This is a genomic window from Stenotrophomonas sp. 107298_Sma, assembly GCF_056480345.1.
On record NZ_CM151094.1, the window covers coordinates 4,453,840 to 4,468,148 of the forward strand.

Genomic DNA, 14,309 nt, shown 5'->3' on the forward strand with positions numbered 1-14,309 from the left:
GCGGCCCGGATGCCGCACACAAGGCGCGCAAGCGCATTGCATCAGCCACGCACCATCCCGTTAGTCCAGGAACGAGTCGATGACCGCAGCCACTGCACCTGCCGTACCCGCTTCCACCGCTCCGCGCTGGCCCGTACGCTACCTGCTCTTCATCGGCGGCCTCGGTGGCCTGCTGTACGGCATCGACATCGGCATCATCGCCGGTGCCCTGCCCTATCTTGAAGCCACCGCCAGCCACGCCTGGCAGCTCAGCAGCCAGCAGCTCGGCTTCGTCGTGGCGGCGGTGTTGCTCGGCAGCGTGTTGTCCTCGCTGTTCGCCGGCATGGTCGCCGACCTGATCGGCCGCCGCGGCGCGATGCTGCTGGCCGGCCTGCTGTTCACCGCCTCGATTCCGATCATGGCGCTGGCCTCGGGCTACACGCCGTTGCTGCTCGGCCGGCTGCTGCAGGGCATCAGTGGCGGCCTGATCGGCGTGGTGATTCCGCTGTACCTGGCCGAAGTGCTCAGCCCGGAACGACGCGGGCGCGGCGCGGCGATGTTCCAGCTGCTGCTGACCATCGGCCTGGTGCTGGCGGCCCTGATCGGCCTCTATCACGCGCATGCGGTGGATGCCGCCGCTGAAGCCGTGCGTTCGCTGCCGGTGGCACAGCAGGCGCAGGAGCTGTTTGCGGTGAAGGACCACGCCTGGCGCACCATCTTCTGGACCTGCCTGGCGCCGGGCCTGCTGTTCTGCGCCGGCATCTTCTGGCTGTCCGAGTCACCGCGCTGGCTGGTGCGCCGCGGCCGCATCGATGACGCACGCCGCAGCCTGCAGCGCGTGCTGCCTGCTTCGGAGGTGGAGCCCACGCTTGCACAGATCCAGGCGCCGGAATCGAGCAGCAGCAGCGGCAAGCGCGACCCGCTGCTCAGCCGCCGCTATGTGGTGCCGTTCCTGCTCGCGTGCGTAGTGCTGGCCTGCACCCAGGCCACCGGCATCAACTCGGTGCTGGCCTACGCGGTGAACATCCTCAACCAGGCCGGCCTGTCCGGCTCGGTGGCCAATGGCGCCGACGTGGCGATCAAGCTGCTCAACGCGGTGATGACCGTGGTCGCACTGCTGCTGGTCGACCGCAAGGGCCGCAAGTTCCTGCTGATGCTTGGCAGTGGCGGCATCTGCGTGGCCCTGCTGGCAGCGGCGACGCTGTTCTTCCAGGCCGAACGCGGTCGCACCGACGTGCAGCCGCAGCTGCAGGCGGCGGTCAGCGGCGATGGCCTGCAGCTGGTACTGGACGATACGCAGTGGCAGCGCTTGGGCGCTGGCATCGACAGCGAAGGCCGGCCGATGCAGCTGACCGTCTCCTACGCCTACGGTGACTTCACCAACGTGCGCACCCTGCGCAGCGACAACCTGATTGATCGCGAGCTGCGCATCGAGCGCGCCGGCACCGTGCAGCCGGACAGCGTGATCGGCGCGTTCTTCCGCAAACTGCGCCTGAACCCGTTCGCCGACCCGGCCGCTGCTGCGCAGGCGCCGCTGCGCATCGAACAGGCCCGCATCGGCCCGGTGCCGCCGCCTGCACATGGCTGGGCGGTGGCCGCCTGCATCCTGGTGTACGTCGCGTTCTTCGCGGTCGGTCCGGGCGTCTGCGTGTGGCTGGCACTGTCGGAGCTGATGCCGAACCGTATCCGCTCCAATGGCATGAGCATCGCGCTGCTGATCAACCAGTTCGTATCCACCACCATCGCCGCCATCTTCCTGCCCACGGTGGGCCACTACGGCTACGCCAGCATGTTCGTGTTCTGGGCGGCGTGCACCTTCGTGTTCTTCCTGGTGGCTGCACTCTGGCTGCCGGAGACCAAGGGCAAGTCGCTGGAAGAGATCGAAGCGCGGTTCGCCCGGTAGCGGTCGACCTTGGTCGACCTCCGCACGCAGCGCGGGGGCGTTGGCGCGCCGTCATTCGCCGGTGATGTGCCTGGCCAGCTCCCGCGCTTCGGCAACGCTGGACAACCCGCTCAGCATCATCGATTCACCGAATGGCCCCTGCACGGTCGCCACCATCAGCACGCGGCCATCCACGCTGAGCGCCGCACGCTGGCCCACCAAGGCAGCGGTGCCATCGTGGATGCGCTGATGTGCCTCCGGCCGGTAGCGGATCTGCAGGCCCGGCTGCTTGCGTTCGTCCAGCACGTAGCGCACATCGGCGATGTCTGCGCTGCCGGCAATCGGCGGCTCGCGCAGGGCCAGGGTTTCGCCCTGCCACTGCACCGGCGTGCCCTTGCCGGCTGCATCGACCGCGCTCAGGCGCACATCCACTCCGGGTCGTGGCGCATGATCCTTGCCTGCCCAGGCACCGGGTGTGGCGCCCGGCATGCATCCGGTCAGGATCAACGCCATGCCCAGCAACAGCGGAAGCGCAGCCCTCACTTCAGCTTCCGCAGCTTGAATGCCACCAGCACCTGCAGCAGCCCATACAGCAGGCTGCCAATGCCGATCCACAGCGTGGTCACCGCAACGCCTGCATACGGATTGGCCGCAAACAGCAGGCCCAGCACCACCGCCAGCACGCCACTGAGGATCAGCAGCCACTCGCCCTGGATCTGCTTGCGCACGCGTATCGCGAACACGATGCGATAGATACCTGCCACCAGCAGCCACGCTGCCAGGAACAGCACCAGCACGCTGGCGGTGGCCAGCGGATTGATCACCGCCAGGATGCCGAAGCCCAGCGAGGCGATGGCATACAGCGCCAACCACCCACGCGAGGCACCGCTGCCGCCGCTGATCAGTGCGAACAGGCTGATGACACCTTCAACGATGGCCATCACGCCCAGTGTCCACGCCAGTGCCATCGCCGCGGACAGCGGCCAGCCAATGGCAACGATGCCGAAACCCAGTGCGACGAGCCCGTACAGCAGCAGGATCCACCAGCTGCGCCCAACCGCCGACAGCAAGGGAGACAAGGGGGAATTCATGGCCACTCCTTCGATCCGGAACCGGCCTCATCCTAGCCCCTGTGGATGAAGAGGACGATCACGGCGCCCGCGCGCACACCCATACGCGCACCTCTCCAACTCCCACGCAGCGCAGCGTTTCGGTAATCTCCATCACCGTACTGCCGGTGGTCATCACGTCATCGACCACCGTCAGTCGCGGTGGCACCGGACGGCGTACATCGAAGGCATCGAACAGGTTCTCCCGGCGCTGTTCGGCCGTGCGTTCGGACTGGGGCGCGGTGTGGCGCCGCCTGTACAGCCCCTGCCAGACCGGCATCGGCAGCAGGCGGCACAGTTCTGCCGCCTGGTTGTAACCGCGCTGGCGCAGGCGGCGCCCGTGCAACGGCACCGGCACCAGCGGTGGGCATGACCAGGGCGGCGGTGCCCGCTGCATCAACTGTGACAGCAGGCGACCGGCGGCGAGGTCCTGATGGAACTTGTAGCGCACCAGCAGCTGGTCGACCGGCGGCAGGTACAGCAGGCTGGCATGCGTGGCGGCCTGCGGCGGTGCTTCCTCACGGCAGGTACCGCAGACGATCAACGCGTTGTCCGGCAACGGCAGTGCACACCGCAGGCAGGCGCGGCCAGCCCAGGGCAGTCCGGCCAGGCAGGCACCGCAGAGATCGAGCCCATCGTGGCCCGGGTCACCGCAGACCAGGCAACGGAGTGGTAGCAGCACGCGAAGTGCTGCCTGCACGTGGCGGCCCGCGTCGAAGAAAACAGACATGCGCTTCAGCGTGACGCAGCCGTCAGCGCGTCGCCATCGGGTGTGTCCTCAACGAGCCGTAGGAGTTTTGTCGCCCACCCGCTGCCCCGATCACCTCACCGCGTTGGCGCAGGCTTCGCATCCACCCGGGTGCGATACACCATGTACGGCGTCTGCCGGCGATCAACGCCACCATTGAATCCGGCCTGCCGATGCAGCTGGTTGGCGGTGAAGTACAGGTAGCCGTCCGGTCCCATCGACAGGGTATCCGGCCACAGGATGCGCGGATCGTGCACCACGGTCGTCCATCGCCCATCCGCATCGCGGGCATGAATGGCGTTGTGCTCGTAGTCGCTCGCATACAGCCGGCCGTTGGCATCCATTTCCATCCCATCGGAGGCGCCCTTGTCGCCCAGGTCGACCACGGCCGCAGCCAACGCCGTTTCGCTTACCTTGGGGTCGCGCAGCAAGACGGTGGGCACGCTGTACAGATGACGGCTGGACAACGGGGTATAGAACAGCGTCCCGCCATCGGGTGACAAGGCAATGCCATCGGCGGCCACGGTGAACGGCTGCGTCGAACCATCCGGATTGCGCAGCCGCATCTGCTGCCCTTCCACGATCGGTACGAATGCCGGATCCGCCGATGTGGACACATGACCGACCAGGCGCTTGGACGCGGCGCCGGTGGCAAGGTCGATCACGATGATTCCGCCGATTCCGCTCAGCGACGAGTCGGTCACGTAGGCCACGCCCTCGTGGCCGACACGGAAATCGAAGCGCACATCGTTGACGTAGGTGCGCGCGTCGATGACGTTGGCCGGGAGCACCAGCGTTCTGGCCACGGTGTTGGTGGCCAGATCGATCGCCACCAGCTTGACGCCACCGGCCTGCGGCGCAGAGAACCCGGGCGCGGCGGTATCCAGCACCCACAACCGGCCCTGGCCATCGGCCACCACACTCTGCACGCTGATGAAGTGGGCCGTCGGATCGGGACCGTCCTTGCGGTTGATGCGCGCATCCGGATAGGGCACGGCGTGACCATCACGCCACTCGGCCACGCTGTAGGGCACCTCATCGCCCCAGCGCGGGAAGTTGACGAAGATGCGTCCGCTTTCAGACACCGCCACGCTGGTGGGCATGGCACCTTCGAAACGCGCCACCGGCTCAATGACACCGATGCTGCGTTCGCTGGGCAGCACAGGAGTGCCCGCCAGCGCCAGCGCGGGGGAACTGGCCAGGGCCAGCACGGCAGCCGCCAGGCGGCGGATACGGCAGTTGATCATGGTTGCTCTCGATGCAGGTCCGGGTGCAGCCCCGGCGTGTATGCATCTTCAGCGGCGCACCTGGCATCGGCTAGACGGTGCAACGGGAAATCAGCTTCACTGCAAAAGTGAAGATGGAAGGCGGATTGATCGCGCTGATCACAGCAATGGGCGATACCTATCGACAACGCTCGCGACGGCTGACGCTATTGGCCCGCGCGCCCTGACCGTGCATCGCTCCGGCGCGATGAAGCACAGCAGCGGATCGGAAGAGGCTCAACGCCCCGCGGTGGTGTCCCGGCCGCGGTCCTCGGCATCTTCATGCGCAGGCGCAGGCACCATCAACAACTCCGCCAACCCACGGTAGATCGGCACGCGGCACACCAACCCGGACACGCCACGCGCGATCAGAACCGTGGCCAGGATCGGCAGCAGCAGATCGCCGCTGTCGGTCAGCTCCAGCGAGATCACCGCCGAGGTCAGCGGGGCCTGGGTAACGCCGGTCAGGTAAGCGCACATACCCAGCAGCACGAACGCGCGCGGGTCCACGCCGGGCATCAGGACCGCCAGGTTGTGGCCCAGTCCGGCACCGACCGCCAGCGCCGGCGAGAACAGGCCACCGGGAATGCCCGCCACATAGGACGCCAGGTTCGCCAGCAGCTTCATCAACCCGAACTCGTGGCCGACCATCGCCTGCCCCTGTACCAGGCTGCGCGCTTGCTCGTAGCCGGTGCCGAACGCGCCTTCACCGAAGACCAGGGCGAGCAGCACCACCACCAGACCGCAGCCTGCGGCCAACAGAACCGGATGCCGCTGCCGCAGTTGCCCGAGCCAACGCGGGCGGCCCGCCGCACTCGCCAGCACCGCACGCGCGAACAGGCCTCCCAGCAACCCGGCCACCACGCCGCACAGCAGGATCGCGAGCCACCCCTGGCCGAGCGGCAGGCGTGCGCTCACATGGCCGAAGTAGGTGTAGTTGCCCAGCAGGCCCAGCGACACCACGCCACCGACGATCACCGCGGTCAGCAACGTGCCTGAGAAGCGATGCTCGAAGCGGCCGCTGAGCTCTTCGATGGCGAAGACGATACCGGCCAGCGGCGTGTTGAACGCCGCCGCGATGCCTGCCGCGCCGCCCGCCAGCAGGAAGTGCGAGAGCTCGCGTGGATCCTTGAAGCCGAACCAGCGGCCGAACAGATACATCAGGCTCGCGCCCACATGCACGGTGGGCCCCTCGCGCCCGACCGAGGCGCCGCCGAGCAGCGACAACGAGGTCAGCAGCAACTTGCCGGCCGACACCGCAGGCGAAAGGTTGGTTTTCCGGAACGACTCATCTGGCTTGTCCAACGCAGCGATGACCTGCGGAATGCCGCTGCCGCGGGTGGGTTTCAGCACGCCCGCGGTCAGCCAGGCCAACAGCGCGAAGATGCCCGGCGTGAGCAGCAGGGCCCACCACGGCGAGTGCGAGGTGATGCGCTGGAACAGGTGGAACGCGGCGTCGCTGGCCTTGGCGAACAGGATCGCCACCAGTGCCACGGCCACGGCGCCGCCCCAGAGCGCGGCGCGGCGGCGCCAGGCCTCGCTGAGAACCAGCGCGGTGATACGGCCGCGGAGGCGGTAAAGATCGATCATGGGAAAGAGTCTGCGCGCCAGCGCTTGCGTTGGGCAGCGGCCACTGTGGCCAGAGGCCTTGCAGGATGCGGTGAAATGCGGCGCATCCTTCGGACTTGATTGAGCGGCCCGTCTGTAAACTATTTTGATTAATAGATGGTTGACAGTCCGGACGCACCCACCCACACTGCCGCCCTCGCTCCACTCGTACCCAAGGTCCCGCCATGGCTGCTGCCATCCGCCACGACTGGCAACACGACGAACTGCAGGCGCTGTTCGATCTGCCGTTCCCCGAGCTGCTGTTCCGCGCCGCAGCGGTCCATCGCGAGCACTTCGACCCCTCGCAGGTGCAGGTCTCCACGCTGCTGTCGGTGAAAACCGGTGGTTGCCCGGAAGACTGCGCGTACTGCCCGCAGGCGCAGCGCTACAACACCGGGGTGAACGCGCAGAAGCTGATGGAGACCGATGCGGTGCTGGCCAAGGCACGCCAGGCCAAGGCCGCCGGTGCGTCGCGCTTCTGCATGGGCGCCGCGTGGCGTTCACCAAAGGACCGCGACATCCCGAAGGTGGCGGCGATGATCGCCGGGGTGAAGGCACTGGGCCTGGAGACCTGCGCCACGCTGGGCATGCTCAGTGGCGAGCAGGCACGTGCGCTGAAGGACGCCGGACTGGACTACTACAACCACAACCTCGATACCGCGCCGGACTACTACGATTCAATCATCCACACGCGCCAGTACCAGGACCGCCTGGATACGCTGGAGCACGTGCGCGATGCCGGCCTGAAGACCTGCTGCGGCGGCATCGTCGGCATGGGCGAGACGCGCGCGCAGCGCGTCGGCCTGCTGCTGGCGCTGGCCACGTTGCCGGCACACCCCGATTCGGTGCCGATCAACAAGCTGGTGCAGGTGGCGGGCACGCCGCTGCATGGCAGCGCCGAACTGGATCCGTTCGAGTTCGTGCGCATGATCGCGGTGGCACGCATCGTCATGCCGCGCTCGATGGTGCGGCTGTCGGCCGGTCGCGAGGCGATGAGCGATGAACTGCAGGCGCTGTGCTTCGTCGCTGGCGCCAACTCCATCTTCTACGGCGACAAACTGCTGACCACCGGCAACCCGGAGAGCGAGCGCGACCTGGCGCTGTTCGCGCGGCTGGGACTGCAGCCGATGGCGGTGCAGGTGGATGCCGAGGGCCACGACCACGGCGGCACCGTGCACGCCGATATCAGCGCCGATACGCCCCGCTGTGGCTGCGCTCACGCGGCCTGAGACGGGATGCAGGCAGGCGTCGCGGCAACGCGCTACCCTAGCCGCCCCGTCGTCGCATTCAGCCGCCATGGCCCGCCCCGACCTGACCGCCCGCCTCCACGCCCAACGCGCCCTGCGCGATGCCCAAGGCCGTCGCCGCCCGCGACGCACGGTCACCCGTCGTGATGGCGTGCGCCTGGAGGTGGACGGCCAGTGGCTGACGGGCTTCTGCAGCAACGACTACCTGGGCCTGGCCCAGCAGTTCAGCGTGGTCAACGCGTTGCAGGACGCCGCGGCGCGTGAGGGTGCCGGTGCCGGTGCCTCGCACCTGGTTTGCGGCCATCACGCCATGCACGAAGCGCTTGAACGCGAAGTGGCCGAGTGGCTGGGCTATCCGCGTGCGCTGCTGTTCGGCAGTGGCTTCGCCGCCAACCTGGCGGTGCAGCAGGCGCTGCTGAGCGAAGAGAACGACGTCTGCGTGCAGGACAAGCTCAACCACGCCAGCCTGCTCGATGCCACGCGGCTGGCGGGTGCACGCCTGCGCCGCTATCCGCATCTGGATGCGGAGGGCGCAATGCGTCAGCTCAAGCACGCGCCGGATGGCGCGGCGATGCTGGCCACCGACGGTGTCTTCAGCATGGATGGCGACATCGCACCGCTGCGCGCGTTGTCGCTTGTGGCACGCCTGCAGCAGGCGCTGTTCTACGTCGATGACGCACACGGTGTAGGCGTGGTCGGTGATGGCCGCGGCGCCGTCGCGGCCGCTGGTCTGGGCGTGGACGATGTGCCGCTGCAGCTGGTCACGCTGGGCAAGGCGCTGGGCGGTTCCGGCGCACTGGTACTGGGCCGCGACGACCTGATCGAGCACCTGGCCGAAACCGCACGCCCCTACATCTACACCACCGCAGTGCCACCGGCGATGGCCGCTGCCGCACTGGAAGCGGTACGCCTGGCGCGCCGTGACCACTGGCGCCGTTCCAAGCTGGCCGACCTGATCGCGCTGTTCCGCAGCGAAGCCCGTCGCCATGGGCTGGACCTGATGGCCTCGGATACACCGATCCAACCGCTGCTGTGCGGTGATGACCACGCGGCCGTGGCGATGTCCACGACGCTGGAACAGGCCGGCTGGCTGGTCGGTGCGATCCGCCCGCCGACGGTGCCGGAAGGCAAGGCGCGGCTGCGCGTCACGCTGTCCGCACTGCATACGCCGGAACAGGTGCGCGGCCTGGTCGAGGCCATCGCCAGCGCGCGCGACCGCGTGACCCTGGCCGCGCGTGAAGCCGCGCCACCGCCGCTGCCCGCTTTTGCCTGAGTTCCGTGTAGTTCCCCATGCATATTGAAGTCACCGGCCGCGGGCCGGACCTGGTTCTGATCCACGGCTGGGCCCTGCAGGGCGGCGTGTTTGCACCGCTGGTGCAGCGCCTGGCGGACCGGTTCACCCTGCACCTGGTCGACCTTCCCGGCCATGGCCACAGCCGCGACGACACCACGCCGCTGCGCCTGCCGTTCGTGGTCAACGCGATTGCTGCGGCCACGCCACCGGCGGTGTGGTGCGGCTGGTCGCTGGGCGGATTGTTCGCGCTGCACGCGGCAGCGACGCTGCCGAAGGTGCGTGGGCTGGCGATGATCGCCGCCACACCGCGCTTCGTACGTGGCGAAGATTGGCCGCACGCGGTGGAACCGGCCGTGTTCGAGCAGTTCGGGCGTGAGCTGGCCACCGATTTCGCCGGCACCCTGGAACGCTTCCTCGCCCTGGACGTGATGGGCTCGGCGCACGCCCGCGAAGAGCTGCGCACCCTGCGCCAGCGCCTGGTCGAGCGCGGTGCGCCCACCGAACGCGCGCTGCTGGAAGGCCTGCGGCTGCTGGAAAGCACCGACCTGCGTGGCGCGCTGCCGACGCTGGGCAAGCCCAGCCTGTGGATCGCCGGCCAACGCGACCGGCTGGTTTCGCCAGCAGCGATGCAGGCCGCTGCAGCGCTGGCCCCGGGCGGACAGGTGCTGACCATCGCCCATGGCGGACACGCGCCCTTCCTCGGCCATGCCGATGAGGTGGCCACCGCGTTGCAACACTTCGTTGCCGGCCTGTCACCGGCCGATGGCGGACAATGAGCGCCTTCCGAATTCCGCAGGACTGACGCATGGATCTGGGTATCAATGGCCGCTGGGCACTGGTCTGCGGCGCAAGCAAGGGGCTGGGTCTGGGCTGCGCGCGTGCGCTGGTGCGCGAGGGCGTCAACGTGGTGATCGTGGCTCGTGGCGAAACGGCGCTGCAGCAGGCTGCCGAGGAGCTGCGCGCACTGGCCGGCGCCGCTGAAGTACGCACGGTCGCCGCCGACGTCACTACCGAGGCCGGCCGTACCGCAGCGCTGGCCGCCTGCCCGCAGGTGGACATTCTGGTCAACAACGCCGGTGGCCCGCCGCCCGGTGATTTCCGCACCTTCGAGCGCGACGACTGGATCGCTGCGCTGGACGCCAACATGCTGGCGCCGATCGCGCTGATCCGCGCCACCGTCGACGCTATGATCGAGCGCAGCTTCGGCCGCATCGTCAACATCACCTCATCGGCGGTGAAAGCCCCGATCGACATCCTGGCGCTGTCCAATGGCGCGCGCAGTGGCCTGACCGGCTTCGTCGCCGGCCTGTCGCGCCGCACCGTGGCCCACAACGTCACCATCAACAACCTGCTGCCCGGCCAGTTCGACACCGACCGCCTGCGTGCCAACTTCGCCCACAGTGCCGGCAAGGACGGCGATGCTGGCGAAGTGGCCGAACGCCGCCGCCAGCAGATCCCCGCCTGCCGCTTCGGCACGCCGGATGAGTTCGGCGCCGCCTGCGCCTTCCTGTGCAGCGCACAGGCCGGTTACCTCACCGGGCAGAACCTGCTGATCGATGGCGGCGCCTACCCCGGTACGTTCTAAGAGACTCCTGCAATGCCGTCCCACTTCGATGCCCGCCACGTCCGCCGCGCGTTCGCCCGCGCCGCCAACAGCTACGATGCCGCCGCCGCCCTGCAGCGCGAGGTGCAGTCGCGGCTGATCGAATCGCTGGACTACCTGGAGGCACGCAAGCCCGAGGTGGTGCTGGACATCGGTGCCGGTACCGGACACGCCAGCGCGCTGATGAAGAAGCGCTGGCCGAAGGCGCAGGTGATCGCACTGGACGTGGCGCTGCCGATGCTGGACCAGGCCAAGCGCCAGGCCGGCTGGTGGAAGCCGTTCCAGCGCCTGTGCGGCGACGCCGCCGCGCTGCCGCTGGCCGACAACAGCGTGGACGTGATCTTCAGCAACCTGTGCCTGCAGTGGGTGGACGACCTGCCGGCGGTGTTCGCCGGGTTCCGCCGCGTACTCAAACCAGGCGGCCTGCTGGTGTGCTCGACCTTCGGCCCGGAAACCCTGATCGAACTCAACGAGGCATTCGCCGCTGCCGATGACCGCCCGCACGTGAGCCGCTTCGCGCAGATCGCCCAGTTCGGCGATGCGCTGATGATGGCCGGCTTCCGCGACCCGGTGCTGGACCGCGACCTGTTCACCCTGACCTACGACGACCTGCCCTCGCTGATGCGCGAACTGCGTGCGATGGGCGCAACGAATGCCCGCGTCGACCGCCGCCACACGCTGACCGGGCGTGGCCGCTTCGCTGCTGCTGCGGCCGCCTACGAGCCGATGCGCCGCGCCGACGGCAAGCTGCCGAGCAGCTGGGAAGTGATCTATGCCCACGCCTGGGCGCCGGACCCGGGCGCGCCGATCCGCGAGGGTGGGCATGACGTGGCATCGGTACCGGTGTCGGCGATTCCGATCCGGCGCAGGCAGACGTAATTGAAAGGCACCGCCGGGATTGAAAGGCACCGCCGGGCATGGCCCGGCGCTACCGGGCGCAACCCGCACTGGTAGGTGCCAACCTTGGTTGGCACAGCACGCCAGATCGCGTTGCGGCCGGCATTGTGCCAACCAAGGTTGGCACCCACACCAAGCAGGCTTCCGCCTCAGGTATTGGCCGGCGAACTCAGCGGCGGGCGCACCAGGTCGCGGTGGAAGAAGTAGATCTCCTGCACCAGGAAGCGCCAGCTGGTGTGGAAGCTGCGGAAGCGCGTGCTGGGCGTGGACGAGGCCAGCGCGTCGATCCCCAGTGCCTTGCTCAGGCGCAGCGCGCGCGCCATGTGCAGCGGGTCACTGACAATGATCACCCGGTGCAGGTCACGCTGCTCCATCAACCGCTTGGCTTCGACCAGATTCTGCACGGTGTTGCGCGAGGCGGTCTCGATCAGGATCGCATCGTCCGGGATGCCGTGCTTGAGCGCGTAGCGCCGCGCCACCTGTGATTCGGAAAAGCGTGCACCGGTGCCGCCATAGCCACCGGTGAAGATCAGCAGCGGCGCGTAGCGGGCCTCGTACAGATCCAGGCCGTGGCGGATGCGCTCTTCGAACACCGGTGACGGCTTGGCGTCATAGGCCGCCGCGCCGAGCACGATGATGGCGTCGGCCTTGGCGGCCTGGTCGCGTTCACCAACCCACACGATCCACGCGGTCACGCCCAGCAGCCAGATCACCAGCAGGACAAACAGCCGCCACAGCCAGCCCAGCAGGCCGGTGCGATGCCGCTGCCGGTCGCGGCTCACGGCGCCCCCCAGCGCAGCGCTGGCAGGTCGACGTTACCACCGGACAGCACCAGCCCGACGCGCAGCCCTGCAAAGCGCTCAGGTTGCGCCAGCACTGCGGCCAGCACGGTGGCCGAGGACGGTTCGACCACCTGCTTGAGGACCTCCCACAACAGGCGCATCGCGGCCATTGTCGACGCGTCGTCGACCACGATCACCTCGGCGCCGGCCGCGCGCAGCAGCGCGAAGTTGGGCGCGCCGATCAGCGTGCGCAGGCCATCGCAGATGGTGTCCGGGGTGAACGCGCCCAGACGCTCGCCTGCAGCCAGCGAGCGCGCGGTGTCATCGGCGCCGGCCGGTTCGGCCAGCACCAGCCGGGTCTGCGGGCTGGCGTGCTGCAGGGCCAGCGCAGTGCCGGTGGCCAGGCCGCCGCCGCCCACCGGCACCACCAGGACGTCGAACGGGCCGTCGCTGTGCAGCAGTTCCAGGGCAGCGGTGCCTTGTCCGGCCATCACCGCCGGGTCGGTATAGGGATGGACCAGGGTTGCGCCGGTATCAGCCTGTACCTTGGCGCAGGTGGCTTCACGGTCGGCGATGGTCGGCGGGCAGTGCCAGAGCGTGGCGCCATGCCGGGCAATATTGGCCAGCTTGGCCGCCACCGCGCCTTCCGGCACCACCACATGGCAGGGAATGCCCCGGGTGCGCGCGGCCAGCGCCAGCGCGGCGCCATGGTTGCCCGACGAATGGGTCACCACGCCGGCACCGGCGCGGCCGGCATCCAGCGACCACACCGCATTGCAGGCACCGCGGAACTTGAACGCGCCACCACGCTGCAGGTGCTCGGCCTTGAAGGCCAGCTGTGCCCCGGCCAGCGCATCGAGCGTGTGCGAGCGCAGCACCGGGGTCACGCTGGCATGCGGGGCGATCCTCGCGGCAGCAAGCAGGACGTCGTCGGCGCGGGGCAACAGTGAATCGCTCATGACGCAAGATTAACGTATGCCCCCGCGCTGGCGACCGGGGCACAGGTCATGCCAGCATGCGAGCCTTCACCTCCATTCATCCTGACCGGTGGAATTAAGGGTCGATTCAATGCCCGCGCACGAAGCTGACTGCACACCCGTCCTCTGGGGGGACCCACCATGAAAACGCGCTTGATGCTTGCCGGTGGCCTGATGCTGGCCCTCACCGGCTGCACCACCTACGACTACGTCGGCGGTGGCCGCGGTGGCGGCTACTACCACGGTGCGCCGTCGGTGGAATACCGCTACCCGGCCGGCTATCCCTACAACTCCGGCTACCCGTACTACGGCGGCTATGGCGGTTACTACGGTGGCTACGGCAATCCGTACTACTCGCGCCCGATCTACCGCCCGCCGCACAATCACCGCCCGCCGCCGCGTCCGGGCAATGGCGGCGAGAACCGTCCGCCGCCGTCGCGCCCGTCCTACAACGGGGGTTCGCCGTGGCGGAACATGGATTCGATGCGACGCCCGCCGCAGTCCAACGTGCAGCCATCGGCGCCCCCGCCGCAGGCGCGTCCGGCGCCGGCGCCGAGCGCACCGAGGATGAACGGTTCCCCCTGGCGCAACATGGATCGTGGGACGCAGCGCACAGTTGAGCGCTGAACCGTCTTGCATTTCACACGGTCTAAGCCGCAATCTACGGGGATGGTGACGGCCCGCGTCACAAAGTGACAAAAACGACACGGGCCGCCGCAAAAAGCTCTACGTCGATATCCGACAGGAACATCTGGATCCCCCCTGTTCCGGCCCTGTCGGATGTCGGCACCTCTGAAAGCAGACGGCCCCGCAATGCGGGGCCGTTTGTTTTGACGGGTCGCCAACCGGCGACAGCCCCGGCTTCAGTAGATCCATGCCATGCGTGGATGGAGCTTTCCCGGTAACCCCAAAAAAACA

General features: G+C 68.3%; 14 protein-coding genes. 7 read left to right on the top strand and 7 right to left on the bottom strand.

Annotated elements, in window-relative coordinates:
- Window positions 1–79 precede the first annotated feature (79 nt).
- A complete protein-coding gene (locus ACZK2G_RS20590) occupies window positions 80–1,882 on the top strand; it encodes an MFS transporter (protein ID WP_478474250.1) in 1,803 nt (600 codons plus the stop codon).
- Between the two features lie 51 nt (window positions 1,883–1,933).
- On the opposite strand, the gene ACZK2G_RS20595 is transcribed toward ACZK2G_RS20590, so the two are convergent.
- The 5 genes from ACZK2G_RS20595 to ACZK2G_RS20615 all read right to left on the bottom strand — a co-directional run bounded on the left by ACZK2G_RS20595 (window position 1,934) and on the right by ACZK2G_RS20615 (window position 6,573).
- Window positions 1,934–2,404 carry a SecDF P1 head subdomain-containing protein gene (locus ACZK2G_RS20595; protein ID WP_136639182.1) on the bottom strand — a complete coding sequence of 157 codons (471 nt, stop codon included), beginning with the start codon at window positions 2,402–2,404 and terminating at the stop codon, window positions 1,934–1,936.
- Window positions 2,401–2,952 carry an HdeD family acid-resistance protein gene (locus tag ACZK2G_RS20600; RefSeq protein ID WP_021203354.1) on the bottom strand — a complete coding sequence of 184 codons (552 nt, stop codon included), beginning with the start codon at window positions 2,950–2,952 and terminating at the stop codon, window positions 2,401–2,403. Before ACZK2G_RS20600 ends, ACZK2G_RS20595 begins: the two co-directional genes overlap by 4 nt.
- A gap of 58 nt (window positions 2,953–3,010) precedes the next feature.
- Window positions 3,011–3,700, bottom strand: a complete 690-nt coding sequence (locus tag ACZK2G_RS20605; RefSeq protein WP_295380157.1) for a ComF family protein — start codon at window positions 3,698–3,700, stop codon at window positions 3,011–3,013.
- A 95-nt stretch (window positions 3,701–3,795) separates the two neighbouring features.
- Window positions 3,796–4,965 carry an L-dopachrome tautomerase-related protein gene (locus tag ACZK2G_RS20610; RefSeq protein WP_478474252.1) on the bottom strand — a complete coding sequence of 390 codons (1,170 nt, stop codon included), beginning with the start codon at window positions 4,963–4,965 and terminating at the stop codon, window positions 3,796–3,798.
- 255 nt (window positions 4,966–5,220) lie between these two features.
- A complete protein-coding gene (locus tag ACZK2G_RS20615) occupies window positions 5,221–6,573 on the bottom strand; it encodes a chloride channel protein (protein ID WP_478474253.1) in 1,353 nt (450 codons plus the stop codon).
- A gap of 203 nt (window positions 6,574–6,776) precedes the next feature.
- On the opposite strand from ACZK2G_RS20615, the gene bioB reads away from it, so the two are divergent.
- From bioB to bioC, 5 genes are all read left to right on the top strand, one after another.
- Complete coding sequence (gene bioB, locus ACZK2G_RS20620; protein WP_478474254.1) at window positions 6,777–7,820, top strand: biotin synthase BioB; 1,044 nt, start codon at window positions 6,777–6,779, stop codon at window positions 7,818–7,820.
- 67 nt (window positions 7,821–7,887) lie between these two features.
- Window positions 7,888–9,111 carry an 8-amino-7-oxononanoate synthase gene (gene bioF, locus ACZK2G_RS20625; protein WP_136639188.1) on the top strand — a complete coding sequence of 408 codons (1,224 nt, stop codon included), beginning with the start codon at window positions 7,888–7,890 and terminating at the stop codon, window positions 9,109–9,111.
- Between the two features lie 17 nt (window positions 9,112–9,128).
- Window positions 9,129–9,908, top strand: coding sequence for a pimeloyl-ACP methyl ester esterase BioH (gene bioH / locus ACZK2G_RS20630; RefSeq protein ID WP_478474256.1), 780 nt, complete (start codon window positions 9,129–9,131; stop codon window positions 9,906–9,908).
- A 29-nt stretch (window positions 9,909–9,937) separates the two neighbouring features.
- Window positions 9,938–10,717 carry an SDR family oxidoreductase gene (locus ACZK2G_RS20635; protein WP_478474257.1) on the top strand — a complete coding sequence of 260 codons (780 nt, stop codon included), beginning with the start codon at window positions 9,938–9,940 and terminating at the stop codon, window positions 10,715–10,717.
- A 12-nt stretch (window positions 10,718–10,729) separates the two neighbouring features.
- Window positions 10,730–11,614, top strand: coding sequence for a malonyl-ACP O-methyltransferase BioC (gene bioC, locus ACZK2G_RS20640; RefSeq protein WP_136639191.1), 885 nt, complete (start codon window positions 10,730–10,732; stop codon window positions 11,612–11,614).
- Window positions 11,615–11,781: 167 nt separating this feature from the next.
- Here the strand turns inward: bioC and ACZK2G_RS20645 are convergent, their stop codons facing one another.
- Together ACZK2G_RS20645 and ACZK2G_RS20650 are read right to left on the bottom strand one after the other, a co-directional pair.
- A complete protein-coding gene (locus ACZK2G_RS20645; RefSeq protein WP_041864602.1) occupies window positions 11,782–12,426 on the bottom strand; it encodes a YdcF family protein in 645 nt (214 codons plus the stop codon).
- The gene (locus tag ACZK2G_RS20650) at window positions 12,411–13,373 is read right to left on the bottom strand and encodes a pyridoxal-phosphate dependent enzyme (protein WP_136639192.1); all 963 of its coding nucleotides are present in this window, start codon (window positions 13,371–13,373) and stop codon (window positions 12,411–12,413) included. The genes ACZK2G_RS20645 and ACZK2G_RS20650 overlap by 16 nt, the downstream gene beginning before the upstream one ends.
- A 159-nt stretch (window positions 13,374–13,532) precedes the next feature.
- Here ACZK2G_RS20650 and ACZK2G_RS20655 point away from each other — a divergent pair, with 159 nt between their 5' ends.
- Entirely contained in the window at window positions 13,533–14,018 is a 486-nt protein-coding gene (locus ACZK2G_RS20655) for a hypothetical protein (RefSeq protein ID WP_012512405.1), read from the top strand.
- Window positions 14,019–14,309: the final 291 nt, after the last annotated feature.